The organism is Candidatus Izemoplasma sp., from assembly GCA_036172455.1.
GTDB lineage: Bacteria > Bacillota_I > Bacilli_A > Izemoplasmatales > Izemoplasmataceae > JAIPGF01.
In genome coordinates this window covers 96,193-112,959 of record JAXKVY010000004.1, presented here as the reverse complement: position 1 = coordinate 112,959, position 16,767 = coordinate 96,193, and the positions used below count along the sequence as shown (strand labels likewise).

Below are 16,767 nucleotides of genomic sequence, written 5' to 3'. Positions count from 1 at the left end.
TATAAAATTAAATCATAACACAGCCATCGAGAATGTCTTACATAACGTGATATAAATGGTAATATAAGAATCCCGTTAATATAAAATAAAAAAGTGCGATTCCTCTAGAGAATCAGCACTTTAGGTATACTATGTCTTTGTGTCAACGTGTCCTTTACAATGAAGCCACTTTAGTATGATATGGTCTAGTATTATTGTAAAGTACTATCTATTTTAGCTCGAAAAAACTGGGATATAACCGTTTCCTTATATTCTAGTTAAAGCTTAGATTTATAATATCTTTCACGATCTAAAACACGAATTGGGGAAGTAAATTCTCCTTTTTCAGTTTGATCAAGTGTTTCTTGTAATACGGTCATTTTAGAGTCGATGTTATCAATAAAATGAAGGATTAATGCCTCAGGGATATTGGTTTTTTTCGGTGACCCATAATTCCCATAATAATGGTGAGACAAGATCATATGCTGAATAAGTAAGACTTCTTCTGTATCTTTATAACCGAGCTCATGGGCGACGAGTTCAATTTCTTTTACTCCCATTGTAATATGACCAATGAGTTTACCGACTTTGGTATATTCAGGGCCTGCATAATGTGATAACTCTTCAATTTTACAAATATCATGTAAGAAAATACCTGCGATTAGTAAGTCTTCATTTAAGAATGGATACACATCTAAAAAGCCATCAATCAATGTTAACATGGTTGAGGTATGATAGCTTAGTCCACCAATATACGCATGATGAAACGTTGTCGCCGCAGGGTATAAATAAAAGTCTTTTTCATGACGCTCATATAATGTCAATACGAGTTCTTTTATGATTGGGTTCTTTAGCCGTTTTAAATAACTTTCAATGATATCTTTGACTTTTTCCATTGAGACTGGGGCATACTCATAAAATGTCTCCATTAATTCTTGACGTCTCTTAAATGGAATATCTGATGCATCAATATGAGTAAACTTGACGACTTGTAATTGTGGTTGTTCTTTAAATGTGACCGTTTGGCATTCAAACTCATAAACGGCATTTTCTAAAACATCACTGTTTTGGTCGATGCGAATTGTTTCGCCATCATGGGTTTCATGTTCAATTCGTAATGTGTTTGTCTCATATGAAGTTTGATTTACCGATATTATTTTTGCAAAAAAGGTTGTTGTTTCCATGATTTCACCTATTTCTTTTTCAGTATGTATGTTGTAATGTCATCGACATTAATTTTTGTTAAGATTCGACGCGAACGTTTTTTTCCATCAAAAATCAGGGTGTATCGTCCATCTAAATCAAAGGTTTCTTTCGCTGTATTGTTTTTAAAAATAACCAGTAAGTTAGTTTCTGGATCATTTAACCGGTAATGGATTGTTCCTGTTTCAAAGACATGTGTTTCAACATAGTCTTTTATTTTAGATGGGGCTTTTAAACGGAATAAATCATATTTACGACGTAGTCTTAATATTTCTCTTAAGTATTCAATATCATCAATATTGTCATCGATTAATGACCAATCGATGTGATTAATCTCATCGCCTGATTTATACGAGTTTTCCACACCTTTTTTGGTTCTATAAAATTCTTGTCCAGCATGTATAAATGGAATACCTTGACTTAATACAACCATTGATAACGCTAAACGTTGGCGTTTTTTACGTTCATCTAATGATGTTTTTGGTAACGCTTTTTGGGTTTTATCAAAGAATGTATTATTATCATGACACTCAACATAATTCACAGATTGTAAAGGATATCTGAATAAAAATTTATTGAGACAACTTCCCTTGATAATATTTTTGATATCACCTAAATGGGCATTACTGCCTAGGGCATATCCTAAGTCTTTCATTTGGAAGGTAGCGCCTTTAATGCGTTCTCTTGTTTTATCATTGAAATGGCCAATATTAAATAATAAGTGTCTATTGTGCATGTGAGCTGTTCGGTCATACCCAATTTGTGTTGGCATTTTCCATCCTTCACCATATACAATCATATCACTACGGAACCGATCGAGTTTTTGTCTTAAGGTATTCATTGTTCTAATGTCAATAAGCCCCATCAAATCAAATCGGAACCCATCAATTTTATACTCTTTCGCCCAGTACATGACACTATCAATAATAAATTTACGAATCATCCGACGTTCAGTCGCTAAATCGTTATTACATCCTGAACTATTCGTTAACATACCTTGGTCATCATGTCTATACGCATAACCCGGTACAATTTTTTCAAATGGGAATGATTCAATATCAAATACATGATTGAATACAACATCCATCACGACACGTAATTGATTCTTATGTAAGTCATCAATCAATTGTTTTAACTCATTTATACGCGTATACGGATCATCTGGGTCACTCGCATACCACCCTTCTGGTACATTGTATTGTTCAGGATTATATCCCCAGTTATATTTACGATCCGGATTTGTCTCATCGACATCCCCAAAATCATAAATAGGAAGTAACTGAACATGGGTAATACCTAAGTCTTTAATATGATCAATCCCAGCTGGGTTGCCTTTTGGTGTGGTTAACCCTTCTTCTGTAAAAGAGGCATATTTCCCTGGGTGTTTCGCATTTAATTCCGCTTGTATCGTAAAATCCCGTATATGTGCTTCATAAATCACCGCGTCCGTATACACCCCACTAAACTTAGGGCGTTGTGCACGCTGTTTAACCAATTTTGACTCATCAATGACATAAGAATATTCTGCGTTTGCACTTGAACTTCTCCCGTACGGATCAGTCAATTTATGTTCTTTCCCATTGACATATGAAATATAGCGATATTGATAGCCTTCATAATCTCCTCGAAGACGTAAATACCAAACACCTTGGTTATCATATTCCATTGGGACAACTTCTTTATTACCCTCTTTATCAAGTAATTCAAGTTTCATATATTTTGCAACTGGCGTCCAAATTTTAAACTTTGTTCGGTCACGCCGATAACTTGATCCTAAATCAGATTGTTCGTAATAATAAATATCATCAAATAACTCTGTTCTAACAATTTTACCGGTAAACAACTCAGCGCTCTCACCTAAATCATCGAAAATATGATACATTTTATTCAGTAAAATATATCCATCAAAGCGTGTCACATATTTTCGTTCATTACCGAGTGTATGTGTTGAAATGATTTCTAAATCGATTTCTTCTTCATTCCCTATTACTCTAAATGATTTTACAAAGTCCTCACGATATTTTAATGGGACAATCACCGTGATTTCTGTAAAATCATCTAAATAGGCATAAAATTTACTCATTCTTATCTCCCGTGTCTTTCTGTAAGGCATTAATTTTATTTAATGTATAGTCTTTTAATTCCTGATAATTATTGTTTAAGCGCCCTTCTAAAACACCTTCTAATAAATCATCAATAATGAGACCTATTAAACTGTGTTTTTTTAATGTGGTTAACTTAATGATATCTTCACCTTTAAACTTTAAATCGCAGACATCTTTAATCGGCATGGATTGATCAATTTCTTTTAACCGTTGCGATTGATCACGATACCCTAACGTGACGTTAATCCGATTAACTATGTCACAAACTTCAATCGAATATGAGAACACTAAAAAGGTGTTAAATTGATCTTCTTTTGTCACTTCATGGAGTAAAATTAATTGATCAATTAACCGGCGTTGCCGATTCGAAAAGCGCCAAATATCATTATCTTCACCAAGAATAAAACAGATGGTAAAGATTTCTATCGGTGAAAGATTATTGAGTTGTTTCCCTTTTCGATTCAAATACTCAAGCCCTGGTTTAATCCCATATAAGACATCAGCGACATCTGTTTCAAGCAACACATTTATCGCCTCATTGAGATACTGACCCCGAAATGTTTTATCAAGTTCTTGCATAATACGCTCAATCGCAATGGTCGGAATTAAGGCGTTATGGCTTGTAATCGCACCATGTGTCTCTTGTTGAAGATGAAACCCATGACTACTCACAAACCGAATTGCCCTTAACATCCGTAAGGCATCTTCTTTAAGGCGTTTATGCGGATCACCAATCATGCGTAACTCTCCTTTAGCTAAGTCCGCTTGACCATCGACCAAATCAATAATATCTCCATCATAATCCATGCATAACGCATTGACTGTAAAATCACGACGTTTGACATCCTCTTCTAGCGTTTTTGAAAACTGGATGGTGTCTGGTCTTCGATTATCCGTATATGTGCCATCACTTCGAAAAGTGGTCACTTCATAGGCAAGGTTATTAAACAGTACTGTGACAGTACCATACTTCATACCTGTTTCTTTTACGCGATCAAATAAGTCAATGACCTCTTGTGGTGTAGCATTGGTTGTTATATCAATATCTTTTGTGGGTAAATTTAATAAGGTGTCACGTACAAATCCGCCAACAAAATACGCCTCGTAACCGGCGTCGTTTAAGGTCTTTAATACATGTTTTGCATTTGCTTCATAGTCAGTCATATCATCACCAAGTTGATTATACACTATTTAGGTCAATATTTCCAATAATTAAGGTATTTTTATCGCTTATGAAATGTGGTATAATACACTCGGTGATACCATGAAAAGTATTCAGAAAACAACATATAATCGGCTTGTCATTAATAAAAGTGTCTTTCATAACTATTTAATCCCTGTTGCATCTGTGGATGCTGTAGAAAAACATCTTAGAACAATTAAAGATGAGCATCCTGGGGCAAATCACTACTGCACTGCCTACATTATTAAACCGCTTCAATCGATTCAAAAGTACGATGATAATGGCGAACCCTCAGGGACTGCAGGCTTACCCATGTTAGATGTCTTAAAGAAAAATGATCTCACGAATGTGTTTGCGATATCTGTGCGTTTTTTTGGCGGAATTAAACTTGGCGCTTCAGGGCTGGTACGTGCATATGCAAAGGGTGTTAGTCAAAACATTGAATCAGCTACCTTTACGTATCTTACAGAACTTCATAAGGTGCGTTTAAGAATTCCCTTTGATGAGATTGGTCATGTTGAACACTTCATTCGTAAAGACTATCATTTAGTTGATACAACCTATGACACACATGTAACGTATCATATCATAATGAAAGCTGATCAGTTCGATAGCTTTAAACAATTTTTTATCAATAATACAAAAGGAAAAGCTGAGATCACTATTACTGAAACGACACATAAATTTCTCTAAAAAAGCAATCCAGCGGATTGCTTTTGTTATATTAACCAATAATCGATGTTGATAATTCAATAATGCGCATAATTGCTTGGGTAAAAAAATACGTAAATATAATGACAGTCATAATAAATAAGATTTGTATTTCTTTAACATGTCCTTTTTTAAAAAGTGTTTCATACCGTAAAGCATTGAACCACTTTAAAACAAAGGGAAATAGTATAAAAAACATCAATAACTCTAGTATATTTTTATAAAGAATATCCATTTTTTATCTCCTAACCGGTAATGTCATCTGGTGCATCATCACCTTTATCCGCTTCAATTAAAATCACTATATTGTTCGGTAGACACGTAATGGGTTGATAGGGCGAATTGCTCCAACCCTGGATTTGACAAATATTTTTTGGCGAAATTTCATCAATAACACGTACACGATGATCTTTATATTCGATGACGACATCACCATTGGATCCCACCACTGTGTACTCTCCAAGTGATGCGTCAACGACTAATGTATCATTATGAATTTGATATGTGCCATCTTTTAATTCTATTGTTAATATAATTTGATCTTTATAATAGACATTGGCTGTACCATCGACTACTGAATTCTGACTGGTCAATCTTTGAAAATAGACAAATGACCCGACCGCAACAACCAGTAAAAATACTATTAAAATCAAGTCAGACTTCTTCATTTAAACCACCTAAACCTTTAATCTAGTTGTATTATATCACACGTTTTTCATTTACAAAATAGAAATGATACGAAAAAGGGTCAAATTTATGCTTTTTTTACTTTTTTTATTTTTTTAATACTGTGTTTTCAATATTATATCCTATAATATGAAATGTGAAATAAGTTAGATTCGCAAAAACAAAAAACTTAGGAGGAAACAATGAAAAAATTATTTGCTTTATTAGCTGCATTAGTTTTAACGTTCGCGTTAACTGCATGTGGTGGAGAAGAAGAATTACCTGAAATCCCTGACACTGTAACGATGGCTGAGATTGATGACTATTTAAATAGAGAAGATGCTCAATACATTGACTTACGTAACTGGGATGACAAAATGAAATCTGGTTATATTAGTGGATTTGAGTTTATTCCTTTCTTTGATTATCTTGAGTATGAAAATATCTTAGTTCGTACTGATGGTAACTGGGACTTTGCTGCTGAAGATATCGTAAGCCAAGCTGGTTTACAAGGTTTATTTGATTCAGAGAAAACAATCTTCTTAATGTGTGGTAGCGGAACTCGCGCTGGATACGTTAAAGCTGCATTAGACAGTTTAGGATACGAAAACGTCATTAACGTTGGCGGAATCTCAGACTATGATGGTGCAAACATGGTTGTTGGTGATGGTTCTTACGTACTTAACCCTGATGTTAAAGGTGATTACGAGCCAGGTACTTACTACGGATTCGATCCTGTTGGTGACTATATGGCAATCGTTGTTATTAATGACAAAGGTGGCATTGCAAACGTAATCTTTGATGCCTTATCTCATGGTACTACTAAGCAAAACTTAGGATATGGGTATGGTATGGGAGACACTGATGAAGGTGGAGACACTATGGAATGGTTCGAACATGCAAACATGCTAGCTAGTTATGTAATGGAAAATCAAGGTTGGGAAGGAATTGACCTTACTGAAACTCCATTCGATGCTTCTTGGACTGCTTTAACTGTGCCTCATCATGTTATTGAGTTTGACGCAGACAACAATCCAGACTCAGTTGCTGGTGTTACAGTTGGTGCTGAAGGATTCGTATTCGCTTGGAACGACGCAATCGCTCAAGCAAGTGACTCAGACTTAGGTGTTGTTGAAACAACTATTACAGCTGAAGAATGGGCTGCTGCTCACGAAGCTCCTTATGATTATGAAGATGGTGTTTACTACGGACATGAAGCTGGATATACTGCATTAATTACGATTGAAGATGGAATGATTGTTGACGTATTCTTAGATGCTGCACATTTTGAATATGGCACAACTGATTTTATCTCAATGAAACGTGATTATGATGTACCTGCTGACTATCCAATGAACTATACACTTAACGATAACGGAACTCCTAATGATGCTAGTGATGACTTCTACGAATTAGATGCAGGAAAACTTGACTGGTGGGGTCAAGCTGATGCATTAGAAGCTGCCATTTTAGATGCTCAAACTTGGGAATGGACAGTTGACGCTACTGAAGGTACAATCGATGCTGTTGCTGGTGTAACAATCGGTGTAGATGGTTGGAAAGTTGCAGTTGAAGAAGCATTAACTGAAGCTACTCCAACTGAATAATTATATTCATTAACACACTTAAAGCACTCTTCGGAGTGCTTTTTTTTGATTATATGATAAATATTATCTTAACAGATAAAAATTGATTCCCATTCTATTTTAGCACGTTAAAAAGGCATCTAAGCTTTTTGTATACCTATTGTCGTAACTATTTCTATCAAGTGAGTCTGATAGTTTCTTTACATCGCTATTAAATGATGCTTCTCAGCTACATTTGATGACAACGGTAAGCTCTTATTACGCATGCTTTTAAACAGTCTAATAAGATGATGAAACCTTGTCATATCATTCTATGCATTAAAAAAGGTCAACCATTACGGTTGACCTTTTGTGTATTACATTTTAACTTTAACAAATTCGCCATCTTCATTAGGTGTACTTTCTAAGTACTCTTTAATATCTTCACGCATTGCTTGATCACCGGGCTTACACTGCGTTAACTTTGCGTCTTCATTCAGAATAGCTTGTGCCATGGCACGGCATCCTGGATTACCACAAAGCCCACAGTTTTGGTTCGGTAACATATCAACAACATCTTGTAAACGTGGGTCTTCATCGACATGGAAGACGACGCTAGCTAAACTCAATAAGATAGCCAGACTGGCGCTAATGATTAGTGCGAGTAATATTACTGTCGTCATTAGACAATCCCTCCAAATCCATAAAAGATCATGGCCATAATGAATGCGACAATCAGCGCAATTGGAATACCTTGCCAGTTACGTTTAATTGGGTAAGCATCCATCTCTTCACGAATCGCACTGAATAAGAAGATTACAAATGCGTATCCAATCGAGATTCCAACAGCATACACAGTCACTTGCCAGAAACCTGGAGTGGTTGTGTTGAATATTTTGCTTGAGTTAACGGTTGTATCAATCGCAACCCCAAGTACGGCACAGTTGGTTGTAATTAATGGTAAATAAACACCCAGTGCACTATAAATGGAACTACTGAACTTTTTAATAAACATCTCAACAAGTTGTACGAAACTTGCGATAACCAAGATAAAGGTTATGGTTGATAAGTACGTTATATCGTTTGGTACTAAGACTTGCGAGTATAACGCGTAAGCAATCATTGTTGAGAAGGTAATAACGAATGTCACGGCCATACCCATTGATAAGGCACTGCTTTTCTTCGTTGAAACCCCTAAGAATGGACATAGTCCATAGAATTGCTTTAAAACAACATTGTTAACAAAGATTGCACCAAATGCTATTGCTATATATTCCATCTAGGCCACCTCACTTTGTGCATCTTCACGAGCGAATTTAATTTTATTGATTTGTGCGACTAAGATACCAAATACTAAGAAGGCACCTGCGGCTTGAACTAAGATTCCCATTTGGTAACTTTCTGGGATTAATTGAATTCCCAATTCTCCCCAAATGGTAATACTTCCTGCACCGAATAATTCACGGAAGAAAGCAAGTAAAGTGATCCCACCGGTAAATCCTAGTGACATCCCGAGTCCATCTAAGGCACTTTTGACTGGACCATGTTTTGAAGCAAATGCTTCTGCGCGTCCTAAGATTAGACAGTTAACAACAATTAAACTTAAGAATGTACCTAAATCGGCTGCTAAATCTGGGACATAGGCTTTCATAACCATTTCTAAAATCGTAACGAGCGATGCAATAACAACGATATAAATCGGAATCCGCACTTCGTTTGGTACAAAGTTACGAATTAATGAAATAATAATGTTTGACATAACGAGGACAAAGAGGACACCTGCCCCCATTCCTAGTGCGGTCTCAACACTACCGGTTACGGCAAGTGTTGGACACATTCCTAGAAATTGTACGAAGGTAGGGTTCTGTTTAAATAGCCCTGCGGAGAAAATCTCTCCTAATGATTTTTGCTTTTTAGCCATTAGTTACTACCTCCTAATATTTGATTTGCATGATAATTAGCAATGGTCTCAATTAAAGTACGTAAATCACCAGTAGTTGTTGATACCCCTGCCACATCATCAACAGTTGATAATGTATAAGTTGATAAATCAATACCTTCAAAATGATCTAACCATGATGTTGATGGGAAGTTCAGTCCTGCGCTACCATCATAGCCTGCATATTCTGCACCAGTCCAATCTTCACCATTAATGACAACGGTAATTTGTTGTGTAATGCTGGATAAATCAACACCAATAGCAATGTAAGTAATACCATCGTTGTATCCAGCAAACTGTCCATAATACACATATCCAATATGCGCGCCACCACTATCTAGTGCTTCATAGACATTGCCAATGGCACCTTCATATTCATACTCTGAATAAATACTATTGAAGCTTGCGGCTGACGAGTATGCAGCAAATAAGTCTGATGTAGCTACGTCAACAGGTTCTGGTCTAACATTGTATTTCGTTAGGTGGTACGATACGATATCCTCAATTGATGTTGCAATATGTGTTTGTGTAATGGTACTACCACTCACATCATCAATCGTATAGTCTGATTCAATATCATCACCTTCAAAGGTATCATCATAACTTGCGCCATAGAATGCATCAGCGCGACCTTCTGTTTCAGTATCACGTAACATTCTAAAACCGGCAAATGAGCCATCTACGTTAATTGCCAAGTAGTATTCAATGAAGGTTGTTTCACTATAACTTGCGCCAATCGTAACAACATGATATAAGGTACCAAGTAATGTATCACTATCATCAAAGACATCATAGATTGCTTTAATTTGAATATGGTTTGGTTTTTCAGTAGTCACTTCTGTGAAGGTTTCACCCTCAGTGAATACATCTGTTTTATATTGTTCTAAACGTTGTTCATATGTTAATGAAGGTTCTTTTCCTTCAAACTCAACTTGATGGAACTGACTCACTGCCTGTAATGATGCTTTCCATGCAGTCGTTGTTACGGTAGCACCTGTAATACCATCAATTTGTCCATTCAAGAGTTCTTCACTTGTTTTACCGGCTTCAAATTGTAACCAGCGATCTTCTTCTGTAATTTTAAGACCATAACCTGGTGTATCATTCGCATATAAAACGGTGAATCCAATCGTTTCATTACTAGTTAAGTCAAAGGCAATGAGGTATCTTATGACATCATCGGTATTAAATCCTGTGAACTCAACAGTGTATACAACATGTGTGTTTGTTGAACCATCGCTTGCGACTTCAACATTGGTAATACCAGTATTATCAAGGCTTGCTGTCTGTGGTGTGTACTCTGATAAGGTAATCCCTTCAGGTAACAATTCTTGTTTCAAACGCGCTAAGCGTTCTTCAGGGGTTTCTGATTGCGCACCACCATAAGTGACATTATGAAACTCAATGACTTTTTGCATTGAGTTAATCCATGCGGTTGTCGTAACAGTAGCACCAGAAATACCATCAATATTTCCTTCCATCACTTGTTCTGTCGGCATACCGTTAAATTGCTTCCAGTAATCTGGATTAGCAATCTCAGCCCCTAGACCTGGTGTGTCCCCTTGTTCTAAGGTTTGGTATCCTGTGATGTTGCCATCTGGATCAATTCCCATGATGTATTTAATTTGTGACTGATATCCTTGGAATGTTGCGGTATAAATATATCCTTTATTATCTAAATTAATTACTTCATTAATACCTGTACCTTCTAAATCAAGTCCTTCTTCTGGGGCGAGTAATGCTTCAATTTCATCCCCACTTTTGCCACTGGTTAAGTCACTTAATTCAGGAAATACAGCATATTTCGCTTGGTTCGCTTGTTCTAATTGATAGGCTTCAATAACAGGTGTGGTTAATTTCTCAACAAAGAATACACCAACCATTGCGGCAACTACCACAAGCATTAAAGAGAAAACTATTCGCATATACTTCATAGTATCCCTCCTAATAATTGTGCTGTTTCATTGAGGTTATCAATCAAGCGTGATTGCACAATAAATCCAATCGCTCCTGAGGCTATTAAGACAGCTAGTGCACTAAAGGCAATGGTTTTAATAAGACCTTTTTTATCACTGCGTTTTACCGTACGGTTCATAAATGGTGTTAACATATTTCCAAATAATATCGCAAAGACAACCCCTTCAGGTTCTGCCGATAAGACGCGAATAAGCATCACTAAGATCCCGACAATGACCGCATAAATAATTTTGGTCTCGCGTGATGTTGGGCTCGTGACTGATTCACCAACTAAGAATACAGCACCAAACATGGTTAATCCTGTAATCATATTAACAAAGGTATACACAAAGGTTGCTTGCGTTGTAAAATTAATCAACCCAATACCAAGTGACACAATAAAAATTGTTAATAGATAGGTTAATGAAATGCGTAAATCGATCACCTTTGTTAGCGTTAAATAGATAAACGCAACAAGCAGTAATAAAACAGATGTGCTTCCAATAGCGACGGCTGTATAGTTACCTATTAGTAACCGTGTTAAATCAAAATTAACACTACCACTAAAAATCGCATCTTTCATTAACAGTAATGGTGTCCCCTCGACTGACATTTGCCCACCAAAGGTTAAGGTTGCAAATAAGACAGCGATTAAGACAGGGTTGAAAATGTAGTATCCCTTTCCACCAAAAACGAGTTTCCCTGCATATACACCAACAATAACGGATACGACTAAGGCATAAATTGGCGTTGTTGATGGGAGTAATAATGCGATTAATAATCCTGTATTGATCGGATCAATCCATCGATCATATGATTCAAACTTATTAATCGTTCCTTCACTTAACGCATAAAATATTTCGACCATGACACTGGTCACAATTCCGACTGACATCATTAAGAATGCTTTAAATGCAATATCAAGATTGGTCACCGTTGCGTCTGCTGCAACGGGTGATACAGCGCGTAAAGCAATCGATGCTACAGCCAAAACAATTAAGGCAATATGAAGGTTAAGGGCGCGTTTCAATGACCGCTGTTGATTATATTTAACAGGTGGTTTTGTAGTTGTAAAATTCATGTTGAACCTCCTATCCAACACGTCGTTTAGCACGACGTACCCATTCTAAGACATTGATTTTTGATGGACAAACGAAGGTACATAACCCACATTCAATACAGTCATCTGTATGTAGTTCCACAATCCGTTCACCAACGCTTCTAATTTCAGCATCCATGATGTTTTGCGGAAGGATGTCGACTGGACAGACATCATTACAGTCACCACATTTAATACAGACATCTTCTTCAACCTTACGGTAACGACTCACATCAATCGAATTGATTGTTGCGTCAATACTGAAGGCATCGCTTTCTGCCTGATTACCACTTAAGAAGTTTCCTATGTGACAACTTAGCGCTTCTGTATCGTTGTATCCACCTAAATCTTCTACTAAATCTGTAAACAATGTTCCAATGCGCACATTATATAAGGCATTGGTAATGAAGGCATCTCCTGTGATCGCTACTTTACGTGTTGTCAGAGGTAATCCTTGATGGATTGCTTGATAGACACTTTTTGCGGTGAAGACACTGGTAAACATGATGCCATCATCAAGTAAATTAATGGATGGTCTACGTCCAAGTAATTTACGTGCTACTTTATAATCAGCACCATTCATTTTTTTTGAGTTAACAACGTCAAGTTCAATGATGGTGTCACTGATTGATTTACCTAATTCATCTAGTGCTTCTTGATTCATATACTTATCAACAAGTACCGTCACGGTCTTTGCTTTGCATGCTTTAGCAAGCAATACAATCCCTTCGGTAATTTCATCTGCTTCTTCAACAAGCGAATCATAATCTAAACTAATGAATGGCTCGTTGGTATATACCGCATCGATCATTAAATGATTAATTGGTTGTTCAAATGAAATGTTTGTATATAATCCATCGACAGTAACTTGATGAATTCCTAAACGTAATAATTGATTTCGAATGACCTGAGTTGGAACCTCATCATCATACGTATCAAATGATTCTAATGTATTTTTCCCATCATTCTCAATAATAACGTGATCAACAAATAAACCATAGCGGTTAACCCGTTGTTCAACACCTTTTACTTCTCCACTAACGGTTGAAATAACAGGGATTGCTTTTTTACCACGATATTTATTGGCAATGATTTGCCCAACCTTAACGGTGTCGCCTTCTTCTACCTGAAGTGATGCGATTTTCGCATCTTCATCGGTGATTGGCAAATACACATTGTTGGGATCAAGATATGTTTTGTTTTCAGTTATCATGCTCTCACCACTATTCCTTAGTTGATTCTTTTGGACTGAATGATGTGTGAAGAAGTGTCATCACGTCATCACTACTTGGATGATCTAAATGTTTCTCATAAAGTACGCTCGTAGAAACGCTTGGATCATACTGGGCCATATCGGTATGTTGGCACAACATTTCAATCCGCTTTTTAATCACTTCATGCGTTGTAATGTCGTGTTCAAATGGGGTTCCACCACCATTTGTGCATCCTTCTGGACACGCCATCATATCCACATAATCATAGGTTTTATTTGTGTCATCTAACATCTTATAAAAAGCTTTAATTTGTGCGCCACCACGTACAACTGCGACGTTTAATTTGTGGTCACCAATTTTAACTTTTGCTTCTTTAATAACACCTTTTGATGCTTTTGATTCATCACCGGCGATTACCTTGTAGTCAATTGGCTGAAGCGGCTTATTATCAATATCTAATGACAGTTTGTGTAAAACATTCTCAAGTTGTAAGATAGATCCTTGATATTGACTCGCGACTGATAAGACACTTTGCAATGTCCCGGTATCGATATCAACTTCATGACGTTCTTTATCTAGATAACGATGCTTAATCATTTTCATTACTTCGTTAACTGTTAAGACGGCATCAACATGTCCTTCTAACTCTTCACGTGTCATTTCCATTTTAGCCGCAGTACACGGTAAGATAGAAACCACTTTAGCTTTATGGTCTAATACATCTTTGATGAGTTTAGCTTGTGCCATATGCGCTGTTTTTGTTGTTGATAACGCATTTAAATGGTCATCATGATATAGTTCGGTGAACCGAACAGCAGCTGGACAGTGGGATGAAATAAGTGATATATCCTGTTTGTTTTTTAGACGATTTTTTAAAGTATTAACGTCTTCTAGTACAACCATATCTTTGGCAGTATTGACATCTAAGACATCACTGAATCCCATTTGTTTAACCGTGTTGTAGGCTTCTCTTACATTAACATCTTCACTAAACTGTTGTAATTCTTCAGCAATAATCATCGCTGCTTCTTCACTCATTTGCGCCACGACTGGAACAGCATCTAATAACATCTCTTCAACATCGGTCGCGTGGTCCTTGACAAATAATGTTCCGGTTGGACAAGCTTTCACACATTGCCCACAGCCAATACATCCTGACTCATCAAATGATAATTCTGGAGTTGGTGAGACGATTGGATTAAGTCCATCATCATCTCTGAATTTTAATACGCGCGCTGCAACAACATCGTTACACACAGCGACACATCGTTTACATAAAATACATTTTGTTTGGTCTTGATTGATTGCACTACCATCAATAAATTCTTGATAGCGGCCTTTCCCTGGACCAAATTCTTCAAACACGATATCGTGTTCTTTTAAAATGTCGTAAAATTCACACATGCCGTCTTTTGGGCAGTTCCAACAATCGAAACGGTGTTTTTGTGCAAGTAATCGAAGCGATGCTCTACGTGCTTCTTTCACTTTGTCTGAATTAGTATAAACAACCATCTTGTTCGTAATTTCTGTGTTACAAGCAGAGACCAAATCTTGTTCACCTTCTACTTCTACCACACAAATACGGCAAAATCCTATCTCATTCATTTCTGCAATATAACATAGGGTTGGGATATCAATACCTATGCTTTTTGCAGCATTAAGGATTGATGTTCCTTTTTTAACTTTGATGGTGTTACCATTTATTGTAATCTTAGCCATAGAGAACCTCCTTAATATTTTTTGACAGGGTTATACAGTAAGTGGTAGTTGTTTTCGAGTACAACCTCCATGTTTTTACCTATATCTAACCCGACGCTGCATCGGCTTGATCGTAAATTATTCACGATATCCTCAATTTCTTTTAATGTCTTTAAAGTGGCATTACCTTCTTTGTATTCTTTGAGTAATGCTTCTAAACGAGGTACGCCATCACGGCACGGTGCACACTTCCCACAAATCTCGGGATGTGTACTCTCTAAATACTCGTTAATCTTTAAAAAGAAGTTGTCCTCATTTAATTTCGTTTTGGCATCTTCTATCCATTTCTCGAACAACTCATTGACAACTTGAGACTCTTTCATTAATCGGTCACCTCTCTTAAGTAATTAATATCTATAATACATACCTATATAATTATAACAAAAGTAGGTTGAAAAATAAACAATTAATGTCGCATTTTATGCCATCTAAAAATGTCTGGTTCAAATCTTTTAAAAAAAGTGTTATACTACTAATAGTCGTGTTTAAAGGAGGTAGGGTTATGCCTATAAAAGTCGTTTATATAGTTTTTATAATTATGCTAATTAGTTCGTGTGATAACCAAAATGATGAGATTGAAGATATTACACCCGCATCAGAAATTACAATGGCAAACTTAGATCAGTATATGTACCGGACAGATGTCCAGTATGTTGATTTACGAAATTTTGATGCAAAATTTCAAAGTGGTTATATTGAATCTTTCACACAAATACCGTTTTTTGATTATCTTGATAACCGTGTTGTAAAACGTGATAACACATTTGAATTTCAACCAGATCACATCATCGATGAGACTGAAATCCGACGCTTATTTGATAAAAATAAAGCGATTTTCATGTTTGATGATGGGTGTATCCGCAGTGGCTATATGAAAGATGTGCTCCAACACCTAGGATATACGCGTGTCTTTGTACTAGGCGGATTTTATGAGTATGATGGTGTTTATAAAATGCTTGGTGATGGACAGTACACACTTGGTAATACATTTTACCAAGACATCATCAAGGACAGTAGTTATCATTATTACATGTATGGTCATGTAGATATGGATAAAAAAATTACAGATATTCGCTTTGATATCACAGATGCGAACGACTTTAGTCTACGTTCAAACGAAGATAATAATGCCTTTGATTATCACTACAGATTAATAGCTTTTGAAGAAGAAATATTAAGTTCTGTTGTCACATTATATGAGTTGCAAGAAGCGCTTATTCAGCAAACAGGACCAATGTATGATGTATTTATTTTGCTAGACTCATCGACCCAAACAGCAATATTAGAATTGTTAGCCTACGAATTAAATAATTAAGGAAAACCTATTGCTTTTGATATATGTTTCTTTTATAATATGTATTGAATTGCGAAGTGAAATACGAGGAGGAG

General features: G+C 36.4%; 16 protein-coding genes. 3 read left to right on the top strand and 13 right to left on the bottom strand.

All coding sequences use genetic code 11. The features are described from left to right. Nucleotides 1–257: 257 nt before the first annotated feature. Genes UMR38_06895 through UMR38_06885 form a run of 3 tightly spaced genes read right to left on the bottom strand, consistent with a single transcriptional unit; the run spans nt 258 to nt 4,451 of the window. Nucleotides 258–1,163 (bottom strand): HD domain-containing protein, encoded by a 906-nt coding sequence (locus UMR38_06895; GenBank protein ID MEC9485587.1) that lies wholly within the window; start codon nt 1,161–1,163, stop codon nt 258–260. 8 nt (nt 1,164–1,171) lie between these two features. Continuing rightward, nucleotides 1,172–3,265: a type I pullulanase gene (gene pulA / locus UMR38_06890; GenBank protein ID MEC9485586.1), complete on the bottom strand. Its 2,094-nt coding sequence runs from the start codon at nt 3,263–3,265 to the stop codon at nt 1,172–1,174. After that, complete coding sequence (locus UMR38_06885; protein MEC9485585.1) at nt 3,258–4,451, bottom strand: CCA tRNA nucleotidyltransferase; 1,194 nt, start codon at nt 4,449–4,451, stop codon at nt 3,258–3,260. Before UMR38_06885 ends, pulA begins: the two co-directional genes overlap by 8 nt. A gap of 100 nt (nt 4,452–4,551) precedes the next feature. Between UMR38_06885 and UMR38_06880 the strand changes: the two genes are divergently transcribed. Further along, nucleotides 4,552–5,163: a YigZ family protein gene (locus UMR38_06880; GenBank protein MEC9485584.1), complete on the top strand. Its 612-nt coding sequence runs from the start codon at nt 4,552–4,554 to the stop codon at nt 5,161–5,163. Nucleotides 5,164–5,194: 31 nt separating this feature from the next. Here the strand turns inward: UMR38_06880 and UMR38_06875 are convergent, their stop codons facing one another. Both UMR38_06875 and UMR38_06870 read right to left on the bottom strand, forming a co-directional pair. Further along, nucleotides 5,195–5,416: a hypothetical protein gene (locus tag UMR38_06875; GenBank protein ID MEC9485583.1), complete on the bottom strand. Its 222-nt coding sequence runs from the start codon at nt 5,414–5,416 to the stop codon at nt 5,195–5,197. 10 nt (nt 5,417–5,426) lie between these two features. Further along, a complete protein-coding gene (locus UMR38_06870) occupies nt 5,427–5,849 on the bottom strand; it encodes a NusG domain II-containing protein (GenBank protein MEC9485582.1) in 423 nt (140 codons plus the stop codon). Between the two features lie 201 nt (nt 5,850–6,050). On the opposite strand from UMR38_06870, the gene UMR38_06865 reads away from it, so the two are divergent. Further along, a complete protein-coding gene (locus UMR38_06865) occupies nt 6,051–7,454 on the top strand; it encodes a rhodanese-like domain-containing protein (GenBank protein MEC9485581.1) in 1,404 nt (467 codons plus the stop codon). Nucleotides 7,455–7,789: 335 nt separating this feature from the next. Here UMR38_06865 and UMR38_06860 read toward each other — a convergent pair whose 3' ends face one another. The 8 genes from UMR38_06860 to UMR38_06825 are packed head-to-tail and all read right to left on the bottom strand — an operon-like array spanning nt 7,790 to nt 15,701. Next, complete coding sequence (locus tag UMR38_06860) at nt 7,790–8,095, bottom strand: (Fe-S)-binding protein (protein ID MEC9485580.1); 306 nt, start codon at nt 8,093–8,095, stop codon at nt 7,790–7,792. Continuing rightward, the gene (locus UMR38_06855; protein MEC9485579.1) at nt 8,095–8,691 is read right to left on the bottom strand and encodes an Rnf-Nqr domain containing protein; all 597 of its coding nucleotides are present in this window, start codon (nt 8,689–8,691) and stop codon (nt 8,095–8,097) included. Before UMR38_06855 ends, UMR38_06860 begins: the two co-directional genes overlap by 1 nt. Beyond that, entirely contained in the window at nt 8,692–9,333 is a 642-nt protein-coding gene (locus tag UMR38_06850; GenBank protein ID MEC9485578.1) for an electron transport complex subunit E, read from the bottom strand. It abuts the gene before it with no gap. Continuing rightward, nucleotides 9,333–11,285: an FMN-binding protein gene (locus tag UMR38_06845; GenBank protein MEC9485577.1), complete on the bottom strand. Its 1,953-nt coding sequence runs from the start codon at nt 11,283–11,285 to the stop codon at nt 9,333–9,335. Before UMR38_06845 ends, UMR38_06850 begins: the two co-directional genes overlap by 1 nt. After that, nucleotides 11,282–12,388, bottom strand: a complete 1,107-nt coding sequence (locus UMR38_06840) for an RnfABCDGE type electron transport complex subunit D (protein ID MEC9485576.1) — start codon at nt 12,386–12,388, stop codon at nt 11,282–11,284. Before UMR38_06840 ends, UMR38_06845 begins: the two co-directional genes overlap by 4 nt. 10 nt (nt 12,389–12,398) lie before the next feature. Continuing rightward, entirely contained in the window at nt 12,399–13,619 is a 1,221-nt protein-coding gene (locus UMR38_06835) for a 4Fe-4S dicluster domain-containing protein (protein ID MEC9485575.1), read from the bottom strand. A gap of 10 nt (nt 13,620–13,629) precedes the next feature. Beyond that, nucleotides 13,630–15,339: a [Fe-Fe] hydrogenase large subunit C-terminal domain-containing protein gene (locus UMR38_06830; GenBank protein ID MEC9485574.1), complete on the bottom strand. Its 1,710-nt coding sequence runs from the start codon at nt 15,337–15,339 to the stop codon at nt 13,630–13,632. A gap of 11 nt (nt 15,340–15,350) precedes the next feature. Further along, nucleotides 15,351–15,701, bottom strand: a complete 351-nt coding sequence (locus tag UMR38_06825; GenBank protein MEC9485573.1) for an NADH-ubiquinone oxidoreductase-F iron-sulfur binding region domain-containing protein — start codon at nt 15,699–15,701, stop codon at nt 15,351–15,353. A gap of 179 nt (nt 15,702–15,880) precedes the next feature. Here UMR38_06825 and UMR38_06820 point away from each other — a divergent pair, with 179 nt between their 5' ends. Next, nucleotides 15,881–16,693 (top strand): rhodanese-like domain-containing protein, encoded by an 813-nt coding sequence (locus UMR38_06820; protein ID MEC9485572.1) that lies wholly within the window; start codon nt 15,881–15,883, stop codon nt 16,691–16,693. Nucleotides 16,694–16,767 lie beyond the last annotated feature (74 nt).